The 13336-nt window shown below is 73.1% G+C and carries 15 protein-coding genes and 2 tRNA genes; 12 read left to right on the forward strand and 5 right to left on the reverse strand.

The features are described 5' to 3' along the window. Positions 1-120 precede the first annotated feature (120 nt). The 3 genes from ACIA6C_RS24835 (at position 121) to ACIA6C_RS24845 (ending at position 2984) form a co-directional block, all read left to right on the forward strand. Complete coding sequence (locus tag ACIA6C_RS24835) at positions 121-1224, forward strand: chorismate-binding protein (RefSeq protein ID WP_399279011.1); 1104 nt, start codon at positions 121-123, stop codon at positions 1222-1224. Then, positions 1221-2042, forward strand: a complete 822-nt coding sequence (locus ACIA6C_RS24840; RefSeq protein WP_399279013.1) for an aminotransferase class IV — start codon at positions 1221-1223, stop codon at positions 2040-2042. The genes ACIA6C_RS24835 and ACIA6C_RS24840 overlap by 4 nt, the downstream gene beginning before the upstream one ends. Before the next feature lie 117 nt (positions 2043-2159). After that, positions 2160-2984, forward strand: a complete 825-nt coding sequence (locus tag ACIA6C_RS24845; protein WP_399279015.1) for a GNAT family N-acetyltransferase — start codon at positions 2160-2162, stop codon at positions 2982-2984. A 25-nt stretch (positions 2985-3009) separates the two neighbouring features. On the opposite strand, the gene ACIA6C_RS24850 is transcribed toward ACIA6C_RS24845, so the two are convergent. Next, entirely contained in the window at positions 3010-3546 is a 537-nt protein-coding gene (locus ACIA6C_RS24850) for a DsbA family protein (protein ID WP_399279017.1), read from the reverse strand. 188 nt (positions 3547-3734) lie between these two features. On the opposite strand from ACIA6C_RS24850, the gene ACIA6C_RS24855 reads away from it, so the two are divergent. Continuing rightward, positions 3735-4181, forward strand: a complete 447-nt coding sequence (locus tag ACIA6C_RS24855) for a hypothetical protein (protein WP_399279019.1) — start codon at positions 3735-3737, stop codon at positions 4179-4181. A gap of 219 nt (positions 4182-4400) precedes the next feature. Here ACIA6C_RS24855 and ACIA6C_RS24860 read toward each other — a convergent pair whose 3' ends face one another. After that, the gene (locus ACIA6C_RS24860) at positions 4401-5021 is read right to left on the reverse strand and encodes a CGNR zinc finger domain-containing protein (protein WP_361133574.1); all 621 of its coding nucleotides are present in this window, start codon (positions 5019-5021) and stop codon (positions 4401-4403) included. A 250-nt stretch (positions 5022-5271) separates the two neighbouring features. Further along, positions 5272-5685, reverse strand: a complete 414-nt coding sequence (locus ACIA6C_RS24865) for an SsgA family sporulation/cell division regulator (RefSeq protein ID WP_030011909.1) — start codon at positions 5683-5685, stop codon at positions 5272-5274. 188 nt (positions 5686-5873) lie between these two features. Between ACIA6C_RS24865 and ACIA6C_RS24870 the strand changes: the two genes are divergently transcribed. From ACIA6C_RS24870 to ACIA6C_RS24885, 4 genes are all read left to right on the forward strand, one after another. After that, positions 5874-6311: a TIGR02611 family protein gene (locus ACIA6C_RS24870; protein WP_361133578.1), complete on the forward strand. Its 438-nt coding sequence runs from the start codon at positions 5874-5876 to the stop codon at positions 6309-6311. A 56-nt stretch (positions 6312-6367) separates the two neighbouring features. Then, positions 6368-6439 (forward strand) — tRNA-Val (locus ACIA6C_RS24875). Between the two features lie 211 nt (positions 6440-6650). Further along, on the forward strand, positions 6651-7133 hold the full coding sequence (locus ACIA6C_RS24880) for an SRPBCC family protein (RefSeq protein WP_399279022.1): 483 nt from the start codon (positions 6651-6653) through the stop codon (positions 7131-7133). A 38-nt stretch (positions 7134-7171) separates the two neighbouring features. Next, positions 7172-7243 (forward strand) — tRNA-Val (locus ACIA6C_RS24885). A 57-nt stretch (positions 7244-7300) separates the two neighbouring features. Here the strand turns inward: ACIA6C_RS24885 and ACIA6C_RS24890 are convergent. After that, complete coding sequence (locus ACIA6C_RS24890) at positions 7301-8026, reverse strand: 3'-5' exonuclease (protein WP_361133584.1); 726 nt, start codon at positions 8024-8026, stop codon at positions 7301-7303. A gap of 212 nt (positions 8027-8238) precedes the next feature. Between ACIA6C_RS24890 and ACIA6C_RS24895 the strand changes: the two genes are divergently transcribed. From ACIA6C_RS24895 to ACIA6C_RS24905, 3 genes are all read left to right on the forward strand, one after another. Next, positions 8239-8829, forward strand: coding sequence for a DUF4365 domain-containing protein (locus ACIA6C_RS24895; RefSeq protein ID WP_399279024.1), 591 nt, complete (start codon positions 8239-8241; stop codon positions 8827-8829). Further along, entirely contained in the window at positions 8829-10049 is a 1221-nt protein-coding gene (locus tag ACIA6C_RS24900; RefSeq protein ID WP_399279026.1) for a hypothetical protein, read from the forward strand. The genes ACIA6C_RS24895 and ACIA6C_RS24900 overlap by 1 nt, the downstream gene beginning before the upstream one ends. A gap of 129 nt (positions 10050-10178) precedes the next feature. Further along, complete coding sequence (locus ACIA6C_RS24905; RefSeq protein ID WP_399279028.1) at positions 10179-10601, forward strand: ester cyclase; 423 nt, start codon at positions 10179-10181, stop codon at positions 10599-10601. 77 nt (positions 10602-10678) lie between these two features. Here ACIA6C_RS24905 and ACIA6C_RS24910 read toward each other — a convergent pair whose 3' ends face one another. Then, positions 10679-11161 (reverse strand): GNAT family N-acetyltransferase, encoded by a 483-nt coding sequence (locus ACIA6C_RS24910; protein ID WP_399279031.1) that lies wholly within the window; start codon positions 11159-11161, stop codon positions 10679-10681. Positions 11162-11347: 186 nt separating this feature from the next. On the opposite strand from ACIA6C_RS24910, the gene thrS reads away from it, so the two are divergent. Further along, positions 11348-13324, forward strand: coding sequence for a threonine--tRNA ligase (gene thrS, locus ACIA6C_RS24915; RefSeq protein WP_399279033.1), 1977 nt, complete (start codon positions 11348-11350; stop codon positions 13322-13324). Positions 13325-13336 lie beyond the last annotated feature (12 nt).

A 13336-nucleotide genomic window follows, 5' to 3' on the forward strand; every position in this document is an offset into this window, starting at 1 on the left:
AGCGGATTCCCGGGCCAGCTCAAAAACGCGTTTCCGCAGCGTGCTGCCGCCCGATCACCGCCGGTCACCCCGCCGTCACCTCTCCGGCGCCATCCCGTCACCGGTCATAGACTCGCAGCCGTGCACGACCTGCCTCCCATGGCCCGCTTCGGCGGCCGCCTCGCGACCGACCTCCGCGACGTCACCAGCGACCCCTCCGCCCTGGACTCCACCGGCTTCTGGGCGGTGGCCGCCGACTTCGAGGGCCGTCTGGTGTGCGCGCGCTTCGGGGACGTACGTCCCGACCCCGTCCCGGCGCCCGCCCCCGGCGCCTGGCACGGCCCGGCCGCCCACCAGTGGACCTCCTCGCTCGACCGCGCGGCCTACGTGGCGGGCGTACGCCGCATCCGCGAGCACATCGCCCGGGGCGAGGTCTACCAGGCCAACCTCTGCCGCGTGATGTCGGCGCCGCTGCCCGACCCGGCCCGGGCGGACGTCGACGCCCTCACCGCCCTGCTCGCGCGCGGCAACCCCGCGCCCTATGCAGGAACGATTCGGCTCCCCGCCCACGGCGTCGAGATCGCCACCGCCTCCCCCGAACTGTTCCTGCGCCGCAGCGGCCGGCACGTGGAGTCCGGGCCCATCAAGGGGACCGGCCGTACCGTCGCCGACCTGCTCCCCAAGGACCACGCCGAGAACGTGATGATCGTGGACCTGGTGCGCAACGACCTCGGCCGCGTCTGCGTGCCGGGCTCGGTCGCCGTCCCCGAGCTGTGCGCCGTCGAGGAGCACCCCGGCCTGGTCCACCTCGTCTCCACCGTCAGCGGGCAGCTGGCCGAGGACTCGGGCTGGCCGCAGCTGCTGGGGGCCACCTTCCCGCCCGGCTCCGTCACCGGGGCCCCCAAGTCCTCGGCCCTGCGGATCATCGAGGCCCTGGAGACGGCCCCGCGCGGCCCCTACTGCGGGGGCATCGGATGGGTCGACGCCGACCGGGGCACCGCCGAGCTCGCCGTCGGCATCCGCACCTTCTGGATCGACCGCGAGGTGCCCGGCGGCCCCCGCCTGCGGTTCGGCACCGGCGCCGGGATCACCTGGGGCTCGGACCCGGAGCGGGAGTGGGCCGAGACCGAGCTGAAGGCGGCCCGGCTGCTCGCGGTAGCGTCGGGGACGCACGAGACGTACGAGGCACGCGAGCCGCATGAGGCACACGGTGCACATGGGCTGAGTGAAGGGACCGTTCGGTGAGGATCTGGCTCAATGGAGAGCTGCGGGACGCTGACGCGGCGAAGGTGTCCGTACTGGACCACGGGCTGACCGTGGGCGACGGCCTCTTCGAGACGCTCAAGGCGCAGGACGGGACCGTGTTCGCGCTCACCCGCCACCTGGACCGGCTGACCCGCTCGGCGCGCGGCCTCGGACTGCCCGACCCCGACCTGGACGAGGTGCGCCGGGCCTGCGCCGCCGTGCTCGAAGCCAACCCGATGCCGCTCGGCCGGCTCCGCATCACCTACACGGGCGGCGTCTCCCCGCTGGGCTCCGAGCGCGGCAAGACCGGCCCCACCCTGGTCGTCGCCGTGGGCGAGACCACCCGGCGCCCCGACACGACCGCCGTGGTCACCGTGCCCTGGGTCCGCAACGAGCGGTCGGCGCTGGCCGGCCTCAAGACCACCTCGTACGCCGAGAACGTGGTCGCGCTCGCCCGGGCCCACGCGGCGGGGGCCTCCGAGGCCCTCTTCGCGAACACCGTGGGGCAGCTCTGCGAGGGCACCGGCTCCAACGTGTTCGTCGTCCTGGACGGGGAACTGCACACCCCGCCCCTCGCCTCGGGCTGCCTGGCGGGCATCACCCGGGCCCTCGCGGTGGAGTGGACCGGCGCGAAGGAGACCGACCTGCCCCTCGACGCACTGGAGCGCGCCGACGAGGTCTTCCTCACCTCCACCCTGCGCGACGTCCAGGCGGTCCACCGCATCGACGGCCGCGACCTGAGCGCCGCACCGGGGCCCGTCACCGCCAAGGCCATGCGGATCTTCGACGAGCGCGCGGGCTCCGACCTCGATCCGTAGCAGCCCGCCTCGCAGGGGTCCGCCCCTCAGGAGCCGGCCGGGCAGCAGCCCGCCGGGCAGGGTTCCTGCGCCCCGCACGCCCTGTCGCGGCGGGCGTGCGGAGGGTAGAACTCGACGATGACCACCACACTGCGGCCGAGCGGGCCGCTCCAGCAGGGCGAGGGGGGCGCGCGGTCGCGCCCGTACGAGGTACGCGTCAACAGCAGGCGCGTCGGAGAGCTGCTGATCCGCGCCGGAACCGCGTTCGGGCCCCAGGTCGGCGAGATCGGCGGTCTCGTCATCGACCCGCCGGACCGCCGCCGGGGCCGCGCCACCGTCGCCGCCCTCGCCGCCGAGGAGGTGCTGCGGGGCTGGGGCTGCCGGCGGGTTCGGGTCTCGGTCCCCGCGGGGTCCCCGGGCGGGCTTCGGCTGGCCGAGACCCTCGGGTACACCGAGTACAGCCGGAACATGGCCAAGCAGCTCCCGGCCGAGCCGCCCGCCCTGCCGCAGGGCGTCACCTCCCGCCCGATGACGCGGGACGAGTACGCGGCGTGGTCGACGGCGGCTCCGGCCGGCTACGCGGCGGAACTGGCCGCCCGCGGCATGCCGGAGCGCGACGCGCACGCGAGGGCGGTCGCCGACCACGCGGCCCGTTTCCCGGACGGCCCGGACACCGCGGGCGTCACCCTCGCCGTCCTCGAAGCGGCCGGCGCCCCCGTGGGCCACCTGTGGCTCGCCGCGCACGGCGAGGGCGCCTACGTCTTCGAGGTGGAGGTCGCCGAGGGGCACCGCGGCCGCGGCCACGGCCGTGCGCTGATGCTGCTCGCGGAACGCGAGGCCCTGGCGGCGGGCCACCGGACGGTCGCCCTCCAGGTCTTCACCACGAACACCCCGGCGCTGCGGCTGTACGAGTCCCTCGGCTATTGGCCCACGAACCTCAACTACGCCAAGGACCTGCTGTAGCCGGCCGCCCCTGGCCTCCGGTCCCTCAACCCGCGAGCAGCCGGTCGGTGATCTCCTCGATGCGGGCGCGCAGGCCCTCCTGGCTCTTGCCGCCGTCGAGGCGCTCGCCGCCGATCACGTACGTCGGGGTGCCGGTCACGCCGATCGCCTTGCCCTCGGCCTGGTCGGCGTCGACGATCAGGATGTGCCGTCCGTCGACCAGGGCGGTGTCGAACTCCTCCACGTCCAGGCCGAGTTCGCGCGCCACGTCGAGCAGTACCGCTTCCCCGCGCTCGCCGAGCTCGGCGGTGCGGGCCAGTACCGCCTCGGCGTACGGCCAGCCCTGCCCCTGCTCCGCGGCCTCCTCGGCGGCCTGGGCCGCGGCGAAGGCGTGCTTGTGCTTCTCCAGCGGGAAGTGCCGCAGCACGATGTCCAGCCGGTCGCCGTAGCGGGCGCGCAGGGCGCGTACGTCTTCCAGCGCGCCGTGGCAGTCCGGGCACTGGAGCTCGCACCACACCTCCAGGACGACGGGGGCGGCGGGCGCGGAGGCGGAGGCGGAGTCGGGGGAGTGGGAATCGGTCATGCCCCCAGTCTCCCAGCCCGCCGTTCGCCGCACCGACCGGGACCTGCGGAGGAGGCCCGACCCCGAGATGTCCCGGAATTCGGCCCGGGGAACGCCCGGGGCGTGGCCCCCGCGCCGTCGGCCGGTGCACGATGGACGGGGACGGAGCACCGCTCCCCGCCCGGCCCCGTCGGATCCTGGAGGACAGCATGCTCGCCGAGACCATTTGTTCCGCGGTGTCCGCGGCGGGCCTGGGAATCGCCGCGGTGACCGCGTACCGCAGGCGTTTCCGCGCCGCGACGCGCATCGCCGCGTACGCGCTGGTGCCGGTCGCGCTGGTGCTGACCGGGGTCGTGGAGTGGATCGCGGGGATGGTGTTCAAGCCGTCCGTCTGGATCGGCTTCGGGCTGCTGGGAGTGGCGTGGGCGCTGCTGCTGGCCGCCCGGGCCGTCGAGCGCCGCGCGCTCGGCCGGCCGCCGAAGCAGAAGGAGCCCAAGGCGGCCGGGGGCCGTTCCGCCCGGGACGCCGTCGCCCCCGACGCCTCCGCGCCCTCCCTCGGCGCGGGCTCCCGCCCCCGGCCGGCGCCGGAGCGGGCCGCCGCCCCGGCGGACGACTTTTCCGACATCGAGGCGATCCTCAAGAAGCACGGCATCTGACGGCGGGGACCGGCCACCGCGCCGGCGGCCCCGCCCCGTCACGGAAAAGGGCGAACTCCCGCCACGCCACTGGCGTGTTGAGGGACGGATCAGGGCGCACTGGGCGATCATCGGCCCGACATGCCGGACACATCACCTGGTGAGCCGCCGGCTCACACCCCCGCCGAAGAAGCCCGCGGCTGCCTCTTCGCGCTGTCCCAGCCGCCCCTGATGATCTTCCTAGCGGTGATCGGAACCCTGCTGCTGCTCGCCGCCGTACACGACCTCTTCCTGCTCTGAGCCGTGCGTGTCCGCCTCCTTGCGGCGCGCCCGGTACGCGGCCACGTGCAGCCGGTTCCCGCAGGTCCGGCTGTCGCAGTAGCGCCGAGAACGGTTGCGGGAGAGGTCGACGAAGGCCCGTCGGCAGTCGGGGGCCTCGCACCGGCGCAGCCGCTCCTGCTCCCCCGAGACGACGATGAACGCCAGTGCCATGCCGCCGTCCGCCGCCAGGTGGTCGCCCACCGAGGCGCCCGGCGCGAAGTAGTGCACGTGCCAGTCGTAGCCGTCGTGATCGGTCAGCCGCGGGGTGGTGCCGGCCGTGGCCACCAGCTCGTTGATCAGTGCGGCCGCCGCACGCGGGTTCGGGGCGGCGAAGGTCTGCGCGAACTTCTCGCGGACGGTGCGTACCCCGGCGAGGTCGCGGGCGCCGAGCTCACCCACGTCGCTGATCGCGTACTCCTGGACGAAACCCCGCAGCGCGCCCACGTCGGACAGTCCGTCGGGCCTGCCGGGCTCGGCCGCGGTGTTCACCAGCGCGACGACGACGTCGAGCGCGCGACGGGTGTCGTGGGGGATCTGCACGGGGTCTCCCTGGAGGCCGGGCCTGCGGCGATCGGTCTCTGCCGCGTTGGGGGCCGACTCTAGCCGCCCCCGGCCGCCACCGGGAGGTGCGACCGCTCCCGCGACGCACGGCGGCGCCGCTCCCGCGGTTGGCTTCCGCGAGAACAGCGCCGGCACTGCCACATGTGGTTGTCGCTCCCGCACCGTCGCCCCGAGTCGGACGGTGTCGGGTGGCCCCCCGGCCGCTGCCGGGAGGAGCACTCGTCCTGGGTCAGCTTTCGGCCAGGATGTGGGAGAGCTCCTTGTCGAGGTCGAAGTGCCGGTGTTCGGTCCCGGGTGGGACCGCGGCGTCCGTCCGCTTGAGGAACGACTCAAGGGCTCGGGCGGGTGCTTCGAGCAGTGCTTCTCCTTCCGGAGAGCTGAGGGCGATGCAGACGACTCCCTGACCGTGGCTGCGGGACGGCCAGACGCGGACGTCGCCGGTGCCGGTGGGCCGGTGGAGACCCTCCGCGAGGAGGTCGCGGGCGAATACCCATTCGACCGTCTCCTCGGCGCCGGTGTGGAAGGTGGCGTGCACGGCGTAGGGATCGGCCGTGTCATACCGCAGGCCCGCGGGAACAGGCAGTGAGGACTCGCTCGACACAACGAGGCGCAGGTGCAGCTCGCAGCTGACCGTGGTGTTCATAAGCGCCAGGGCCTTTCGCTCAGTGTGCGCTCGGGGATTCGCACGTCGGCGAAATCGACATGCCACCTACGGTGGCGTTGTAAACCCCTCTGACCGTTTTGCGGACCTCTGGGTCCCTCGTACGGCGGATCCAAACGGCCGATCCCGTGTGCTTCCGGCCCGCGTTTCACCTCCGGTAGATTCGACCCATGAATACGGGGAGTGACCGCGAGACCAACGAGTCCGCGCAGGGCGGAACGGATTCCGCAGCCGAGCCGCACGTGTCGAGGGCGCCCGCCTTCGTCAAGGCCAACCGCAGCCTGCACCTGAGCTGGCAGGTCGGGGTGTTCGTCGTCGGCCTGGCCGTGATCGCCGCGGGCGTCGCGATGCTCGTCCTGCCCGGCCCGGGCTGGGTCGCGATCTTCGCGGGCCTGTTCATCTGGGGCACCGAGTTCGCCTGGGCCCAGGTGGTGCTGCGCTGGACGAAGCGCAAGGTCGCCGAGGCCGCCCAGAAGGCCATGGACCCCAGGGTCCGCCGCCGCAACCTCATCCTGACCGGCGTGGGCCTCGCCGTGGCGGCCGCGCTGATCGGCTTCTACCTGTGGAAGTACGGCTTCATGCTGCCGTGGAACATCAAGGACCAGTGATCGGCACCTGATGGCGTAGAGCGCCGCTGACATGCGGTAATGTTTGCGGTGCGTCCGGGCGATTAGCTCAGTGGGAGAGCACTTCGTTCACACCGAAGGGGTCACTGGTTCGAACCCAGTATCGCCCACCGGATCAAAGGCCCGGAGACTCGTGAAGAGTCTCCGGGCCTTTGTCGTGCGCGCCCGCCCGTGCGGCGTTCTCGCGACCTCCCGGCGGGCCGCCGGTCCCGTCCGTCACCTGGGAGTCGCGGGGGCGTCAGGGGCCCCGGGAGCCCGCCCCAGGGGGCATCGGGCGGGCGGCGGGGGATGGCCCGCCCGCGCCCGGGGCAGGCTCGGGGCATGGACCGCAGCCTCCGGCACCGATCGCACCGCTTCCGCTTCCGCAGTGTCTGGGACCTCGACGCCCCGCCGGCGGCCGTCTACCGCGCCCTGGAGCGAGCCGCGGACTATCCGCTCTGGTGGCCGCAGGTCCGCCGCTTCGAGTCCGACGGCGCCGACGGACGCACCGGTACCGCCGTCATCCGCTCGGTGCTCCCGTACGCGCTGCGCGTCACCGCCGCCGAGTTGCTCCGCGATCCCGCCCGCGGTGTGCTGGAGGTCGCGCTGAGCGGGGACCTCGAAGGATGGGCGCGCTGGACCGTACGCCCACGTGGGTCCCGCACGCGCGCCTTGTACGAACAGGAGGCCGAGGTGTGCCGCCCGCTGCTGCGCCGCCTCGCGGTGCCCGGGCGGCCCCTGTTCCGTCTCAACCACACCCTCATGATGCGCGCCGGACGGCGGGCCCTCGCGGCGCGGCTGGCGGCCCGGCCGGAAGCGGTTTGAACGAAACCCCGGGGCTCTTGTATTGTTCAACCCGTTCCGGGCGATTAGCTCAGCGGGAGAGCACTTCGTTCACACCGAAGGGGTCACTGGTTCGATCCCAGTATCGCCCACCGGGACAGGCCGGTCCGTCGCAAGACGGACCGGCCTTCCGCGTTTGCGGCCCCTGTTCAGGCCGCTGCCGGGACCTCCGGACGCAGCGGCCAGTGCGGGTCCACCGGTTCCGGGGTGCCCTGGCGGGCGAACCAGGCCTGGAGCCCGCGCGCCTGCGCCGCGTGCCACACCGCCTGGAGCGTGTGCAGTTCCGCCGGTGTCAGCCGCTCCAGCCGGCCCGCGAACCGGCGCCCGAGCGCCCGTACGAGCTCCAGCGAGGCCAGCGCGTCCGCCGCCGCGTCGTGCGCGCCCTCCAGCTCTATCCCGTAGTGCGCGCACAGGTCGCCCAGGGTGCGGCGGCCCTTGCGGTAGCGGTCCAGGTGCTTGTCCAGCACCCGCGGGTCCAGCACCGTCAGCGGCCGGTCGTCCAGGTACCGCGCCAGCGAGGACGCCCGGTGCCTGCGCAACTCCCGGTCCAGCAGCGTCAGGTCGAACGGCGCGTTCATCACCACCAGCGGACGGCCCGCCAGGCGCTGCTCACCGAGCGAACGGGCTATCTCCTCCACCACCGGCGCCGGCCAACGGCCGTTGCGCTGGAGGTGCTCGTCGGTCAGGCCGTGCACTTCCGTGGCGCCCCGGGGCACCGGGATGCCCGGATTGACCAGCCAGCGCGTGGTGCGGACCCGGCCGCCCGCACACTCCTGCACGACGAGCGCGGCGGACACGATCCGGTCCTGCTCGACGTCCACCCCGGTGGTCTCCGTGTCGAATGCGGCCAGCGGGCCCTCGTACCAGCGTGTCATGGCGAACTCCTCGTTCCCGATCGGCAGATGGGGCGCGACGGGAACTCGCCACCCCCTTGCCCGAACCGGTGATACCCGGGCTGTTTGCCCCGTACGCCGTTTGCCGGACCTCCGCTGCGGAGACAACCTCCTTGGGGGACCGCACACCTGATCGGTCGTCACCCCCACCACCCCTCTACGAGGCAGAGCCCGCAAGGCATGGGGAGCCGGCCATGGCGCTCGCGCAGCCCGATCCGGGCGGGGTGCTGCAGGGGCGGATCGGACCGCGGACGGACGCGGGGACCGGACCGCTGCGCGGCTCACTCGCCACCACCGCCTGCATGGAGACCCTCCAGGTGGGCTACCTCCACGCGGTCGCCGCCGCGGCCGGCTGCTCGCTGTCCCAGCCCTTTCCCGACAACGGCATCGACTGGCACGTCAGTCACGGCGCGTCCGAGCACGTCGTCGACGACGAGGTCACCATCAAGGTGCAGTTGAAGGCGACCTACCAGATACCGCCGCGGCCGGCCGGGGCCACCTTCGGCTTCACCCTCGACAACGAACACCTCGTGAAGCTGGCCCGCACGCCGGTCGCCGTCCACAAGATCCTCGTGGTGATGCTCGTCCCGCGGGAGCGCGGGCAGTGGCTGAGCGCCGAGCACGACCGGCTCGACCTGCGGCACTGCTGCTACTGGACCAATCTCGCCGGGCACCCCGTGACCGGCCGGCGCCGGACCACCGTACGGATCCCCACCACACGGATCTTCGACGACCGGGCGCTCTGCGAGATCATGACCCGGGTCGGGTCGGGAGGGACACCCTGATGAACCGGAACACGCCACGTCTCGAACCGCTGTCGTCCCCGCCGTCGTACGCGGACCCGGGTTCCGGCTGGATACCCGACGCGGCGCAGGTCGACCCGGCCGTGCTCGGCGCGCTCCTGCACCGCCACGGCTGGCTGCGGCGGGGCGGCGCCGCCGGACGCTACGGGCGCTGGACCCCGCCGGGACAGACGGGTACGAGCCTGCTCGTACCGGAGAGCCGGACCTTCCCCGACTGCGCCGACCTGCTGGAGGAGGCGCTGACCGCCCTCTCGCGCGGCGGGCTGCCCTCCGCCGAGGAGGTGCTGCTCGGGCTGAGCGTGCCGAGCGACGAGATCCGCTGGGAGCGGGAGGTCCCGGAGGGCGCGTACGCCTCCGAGCGGACGCAGGCCTGGCCCGTGCACGAACAGCTCCGCTCGGCCGCCCGGCAGCTGCTGCTGGCCGGGGCCCTCGCCGCCCGCGCCCGGGCCGGGTACTACGGCGCGCGGCACCGCGCGCAGGCCGAGCGGGCCCTGGACGGCGTGCTCGTGGGCCCCTCGCCGGGCGGCCGCCGGCTGACCGCCTACCTCCCGGTGGACGGGGGGCGGGGGGTGGTGACCCGGCTGCACCACGCCCTGCACGCGGCGCGCGAGGCGGTGGACTACCGGCGGGCCACCGGGGGCATGGACGCCTTCGACGCGGCGGTGGAGGCCGGGGTCAGCCGGGAGCTCGCCGACGCGCTGATCGCGCTCATACGGGGTTCCGAAGGGGCCCGCGTCTCGCTGGCCTGGGCACCGGCGGCCGGGGTGCCCGCCGGGTGCGCGGCGCGGCCGGAGCCGGTGGAGTTCTCCCCGGGTGACCTCCCGGTGCTGCGGGAGGCGGCGGCCCGCTACACCCGGGACGAGCCGGCGCTGCCGGTGCGCCTGGCCGGGGCGGTGGTCCGGATGCGGCGCTCGGCCCCGGGGGGCGGCGGGACGGTCCGGCTGCGGGTGCTGGCGGGGGCGGAGGTGCCCTACGTACGGGCCAAGCTGGACGAGGAGGCGTACCGGGTCGCCGGCCACGCGCACCTGGTGGGCCTGCCGGTCCGGGTGAGCGGCCGGCTCCAGCGCCGGGGCGGCTTCCGCCGTCTGACCGACGCCACCGACGTCACCCCCGTCCCGCTGGACGAGGTGGAGCGGGACCGCCTGATGAAATCGCTGGACGAGTCCTTCGACCCGGCGGACGCGCTGCCGTCCGACGACTGAGCCGGCTCGCCCGGTGCTTCCGGGCGAAAGTGCGGGGCGCCCGGCGTGCCGGGGGCGCCCACGGGGGAGGGTGCGGTGACGATGCGGACAGCCGCCCGGCGATCCGCACGAACCGGCAGAGAGGCCACCGTGTCCACCGAGGAGAACAAGCAGCTGGTCCGCCGCTTCTACCGGGAGATCGACGCGGGCAACCTCGACGCCATGGACGAACTCGTGGCCGAGGGGTACGTCGACCACTCGCCCCCGCCGTTCCCCGGGCTGGGGAGCGGACGCGAGGGCCTGAAGCACGCGTTCCGGCTGTTCTGGAAAGCCACCCCCGGCACCCACGAGATCGAGGACCAGATCGCGGAGGGCGACAAGGTGGTGACCCGGCTGACGGCCCGCGGGGTGCACCGCGGGGACCTCCCGGGCGCTCCCGCCAGCGGCAGGCCGCTGACGATGACCGGCACGGTGATCCACCGCATCGAGAACGGCCGGCTCGCGGAGAAGTGGTCCGACAAGGACCTCCTTGCTTTCCTCCAGCAGCTCGGCGTGATCCCGCAACTGCGCTAGTGCTGTGGCCGGGAAGGTCCACCGGTCGCGGGTGAGCGAGGCCATCAGCAGGCCGCGCCCCGGCTACCCTTCCAGCACTAGACCTGCTGCTCCGGGGCGCGGGTGAACGAGGCCATCAGCAGGCCGGGGGCGGGGGAGAAGTCCTCGCCGCGCGCGAAGCCAAGGCGGTCGTAGAGCCCCACCGCCGGGACGTTGGCGGCGCCCGTCGTGACCGTGATCCGGCGGCCGGGGACGGTTTCCGTCAGCAGGTGGCGCAGCAGGAGCGAGGCGATGCCCCGGCGGAACGACGCCGGGGCCACGCACAGGCGGTCGACGCAGACGGAGCCGTCGGGCTCCTCCTCCCAGGCCAGGAAGCCGGCGATGCCCCCGTCCGCGCCGTGCGCGCCCAGCCAGCGCAGCGGCCGCTCGCGCAGTTGCGCCAGGCTCTCGCTCAGCGCCGGGATGCCGTCGAAGCCGATCAGCTCGGCCTCCACCGCGTAGGACGCGCGCCCGATCCGGAACACGGCGGCCGCGGTGGCCTCGTCGGCCAGGTCCAGCGGACAGATCTGCGGGCTTGCCATGGGGGTCCCTCCGGCGGGCTCGGGCGGCCGGGCCACACTACCGGGCCGCCCGCGGCCCGCTCCCGCCCACGGCAGCGCCCGCCGCGCGGGCCCGGCGGCAAACCGTTTAGCGGCGCGCCCGCAAGGCTCGGTACGATTCAGGCGCGCAGTGTTCGCTCGCGCACCCCCAGAGTTCAGGAGAGACCGGTGTCAGACGTCCGTGTGATCATCCATCGCGATTCCGAGCGGGACGAGCGCGTGGTGGCCACGGGCACTACGGCGGCCGAGCTCTTCGCCGGCGAGCGCACCGTCGTGGCCGCGCGCGTCGCGGGCGAGCTCAAGGACCTCTCGTACGAGCTGCGGGACGGAGAGTCCGTCGAGCCGGTGGAGATCTCCTCCGAGGACGGCCTGAACATCCTGCGCCACTCGACCGCGCACGTCATGGCGCAGGCCGTGCAGGAGCTCTTCCCCGAGGCCAAGCTGGGCATCGGCCCGCCGGTCCAGAACGGCTTCTACTACGACTTCGACGTCGCGAAGCCCTTCACCCCCGATGACCTCAAGGCCATCGAGAAGAAGATGCAGGAGATCCAGAAGCGGGGCCAGAAGTTCTCCCGCCGCGTCGTCACCGACGAGGCGGCCCGCGAGGAGCTCGCCGACGAGCCGTACAAGCTGGAGCTCATCGGCATCAAGGGTTCCGCCTCGTCCGACGACGGTGCGGACGTCGAGGTGGGCGGCGGCGAGCTGACCATCTACGACAACCTGGACGCGAAGACCGGCGAACTGTGCTGGAAGGACCTCTGCCGCGGTCCCCACCTGCCCACCACCCGCACCATCCCCGCGTTCAAGCTGATGCGCAACGCCGCCGCCTACTGGCGCGGCAGCGAGAAGAACCCGATGCTCCAGCGCATCTACGGCACCGCGTGGCCCTCGAAGGACGAGCTCAAGGCGCACCTCGACTTCCTCGCCGAGGCCGAGAAGCGCGATCACCGCAAGCTCGGCAGCGAGCTCGACCTCTTCTCCATCCCGGACGAGATCGGCTCCGGCCTGGCCGTCTTCCACCCGCGGGGCGGCATCATCCGCCGCACCATGGAGGACTACTCGCGCAAGCGGCACGAGGAGGAGGGCTACGAGTTCGTCTACTCGCCGCACGCCACCAAGGGCGCCCTCTTCGAGAAGAGCGGCCACCTGGACTGGTACGCGGAGGGCATGTACCCCCCCATGCAGCTCGACGGTGGTACCGACTACTACCTCAAGCCCATGAACTGCCCGATGCACAACCTGATCTTCGACGCGCGCGGCCGCTCCTACCGCGAACTGCCGCTGCGCCTCTTCGAGTTCGGCACCGTGTACCGGTACGAGAAGTCGGGTGTGGTCCACGGTCTGACCCGCGCCCGCGGCTTCACCCAGGACGACGCGCACATCTACTGCACCCGCGAGCAGATGGCGGAGGAGCTCGACACCACCCTCACCTTCGTCCTCGGCCTGCTGCGCGACTACGGCCTGACCGACTTCTACCTGGAGCTGTCCACCAAGGACCCGGAGAAGTTCGTCGGCTCGGACGAGGCCTGGGAGGAGGCGACCGCCGTCCTCGCGCAGGTCGCCGAGAAGCAGGGCCTCCCGCTGGTCCCGGACCCGGGCGGCGCCGCCTTCTACGGCCCGAAGATCTCGGTCCAGTGCAAGGACGCCATCGGCCGCACCTGGCAGATGTCGACGGTCCAGCTCGACTTCAACCTGCCGGAGCGGTTCAACCTGGAGTACACCGCCCCCGACGGCTCCCGCCAGCGGCCGGTCATGATCCACCGGGCGCTGTTCGGCTCGATCGAGCGGTTCTTCGCCGTACTGCTGGAGCACTATGCGGGCGCCATGCCGCCGTGGCTGGCCCCGGTCCAGGCGGTCGGCATCCCGATCGGCGACGGGCACGTGGAGTACCTGCGGGAGTTCGCCGCCGCGGCGAAGAAGAAGGGCCTGCGCGTCGAGGTGGACGCCTCCTCCGACCGCATGCAGAAGAAGATCAGGAACCACCAGAAGCTCAAGGTCCCCTTCATGATCATCGTCGGTGACGAGGACATGGCCGCGGGCACCGTCTCCTTCCGCTACCGCGACGGTTCGCAGGAGAACGGCATCGCCAAGGACGAGGCGCTGGCCAAGCTGGCCAAGGTCGTCGAGGACCGCGTCCAGGTCTGACCGGCGCGGCCC

The sequence above is a fragment of the Streptomyces sp. NPDC051578 genome (genome assembly GCF_044454045.1).
In the GTDB taxonomy this organism is placed as follows: domain Bacteria; phylum Actinomycetota; class Actinomycetes; order Streptomycetales; family Streptomycetaceae; genus Streptomyces.

Coding starts and splice junctions, on each gene's coding strand:
- ACIA6C_RS24845 (WP_399279015.1), top strand. CDS start 2,160: ATGACCACCACACTGCGGCCGAGCGGGCCGCTCCAGCAGGGCGAGGGG.
- ACIA6C_RS24850 (WP_399279017.1), bottom strand. CDS start 3,546: ATGACCGATTCCCACTCCCCCGACTCCGCCTCCGCCTCCGCGCCCGCC.
- ACIA6C_RS24855 (WP_399279019.1), top strand. CDS start 3,735: ATGCTCGCCGAGACCATTTGTTCCGCGGTGTCCGCGGCGGGCCTGGGA.
- ACIA6C_RS24865 (WP_030011909.1), bottom strand. CDS start 5,685: ATGAACACCACGGTCAGCTGCGAGCTGCACCTGCGCCTCGTTGTGTCG.
- ACIA6C_RS24870 (WP_361133578.1), top strand. CDS start 5,874: ATGAATACGGGGAGTGACCGCGAGACCAACGAGTCCGCGCAGGGCGGA.
- ACIA6C_RS24880 (WP_399279022.1), top strand. CDS start 6,651: ATGGACCGCAGCCTCCGGCACCGATCGCACCGCTTCCGCTTCCGCAGT.
- ACIA6C_RS24890 (WP_361133584.1), bottom strand. CDS start 8,026: ATGACACGCTGGTACGAGGGCCCGCTGGCCGCATTCGACACGGAGACC.
- ACIA6C_RS24895 (WP_399279024.1), top strand. CDS start 8,239: ATGGCGCTCGCGCAGCCCGATCCGGGCGGGGTGCTGCAGGGGCGGATC.
- ACIA6C_RS24900 (WP_399279026.1), top strand. CDS start 8,829: ATGAACCGGAACACGCCACGTCTCGAACCGCTGTCGTCCCCGCCGTCG.
- ACIA6C_RS24910 (WP_399279031.1), bottom strand. CDS start 11,161: ATGGCAAGCCCGCAGATCTGTCCGCTGGACCTGGCCGACGAGGCCACC.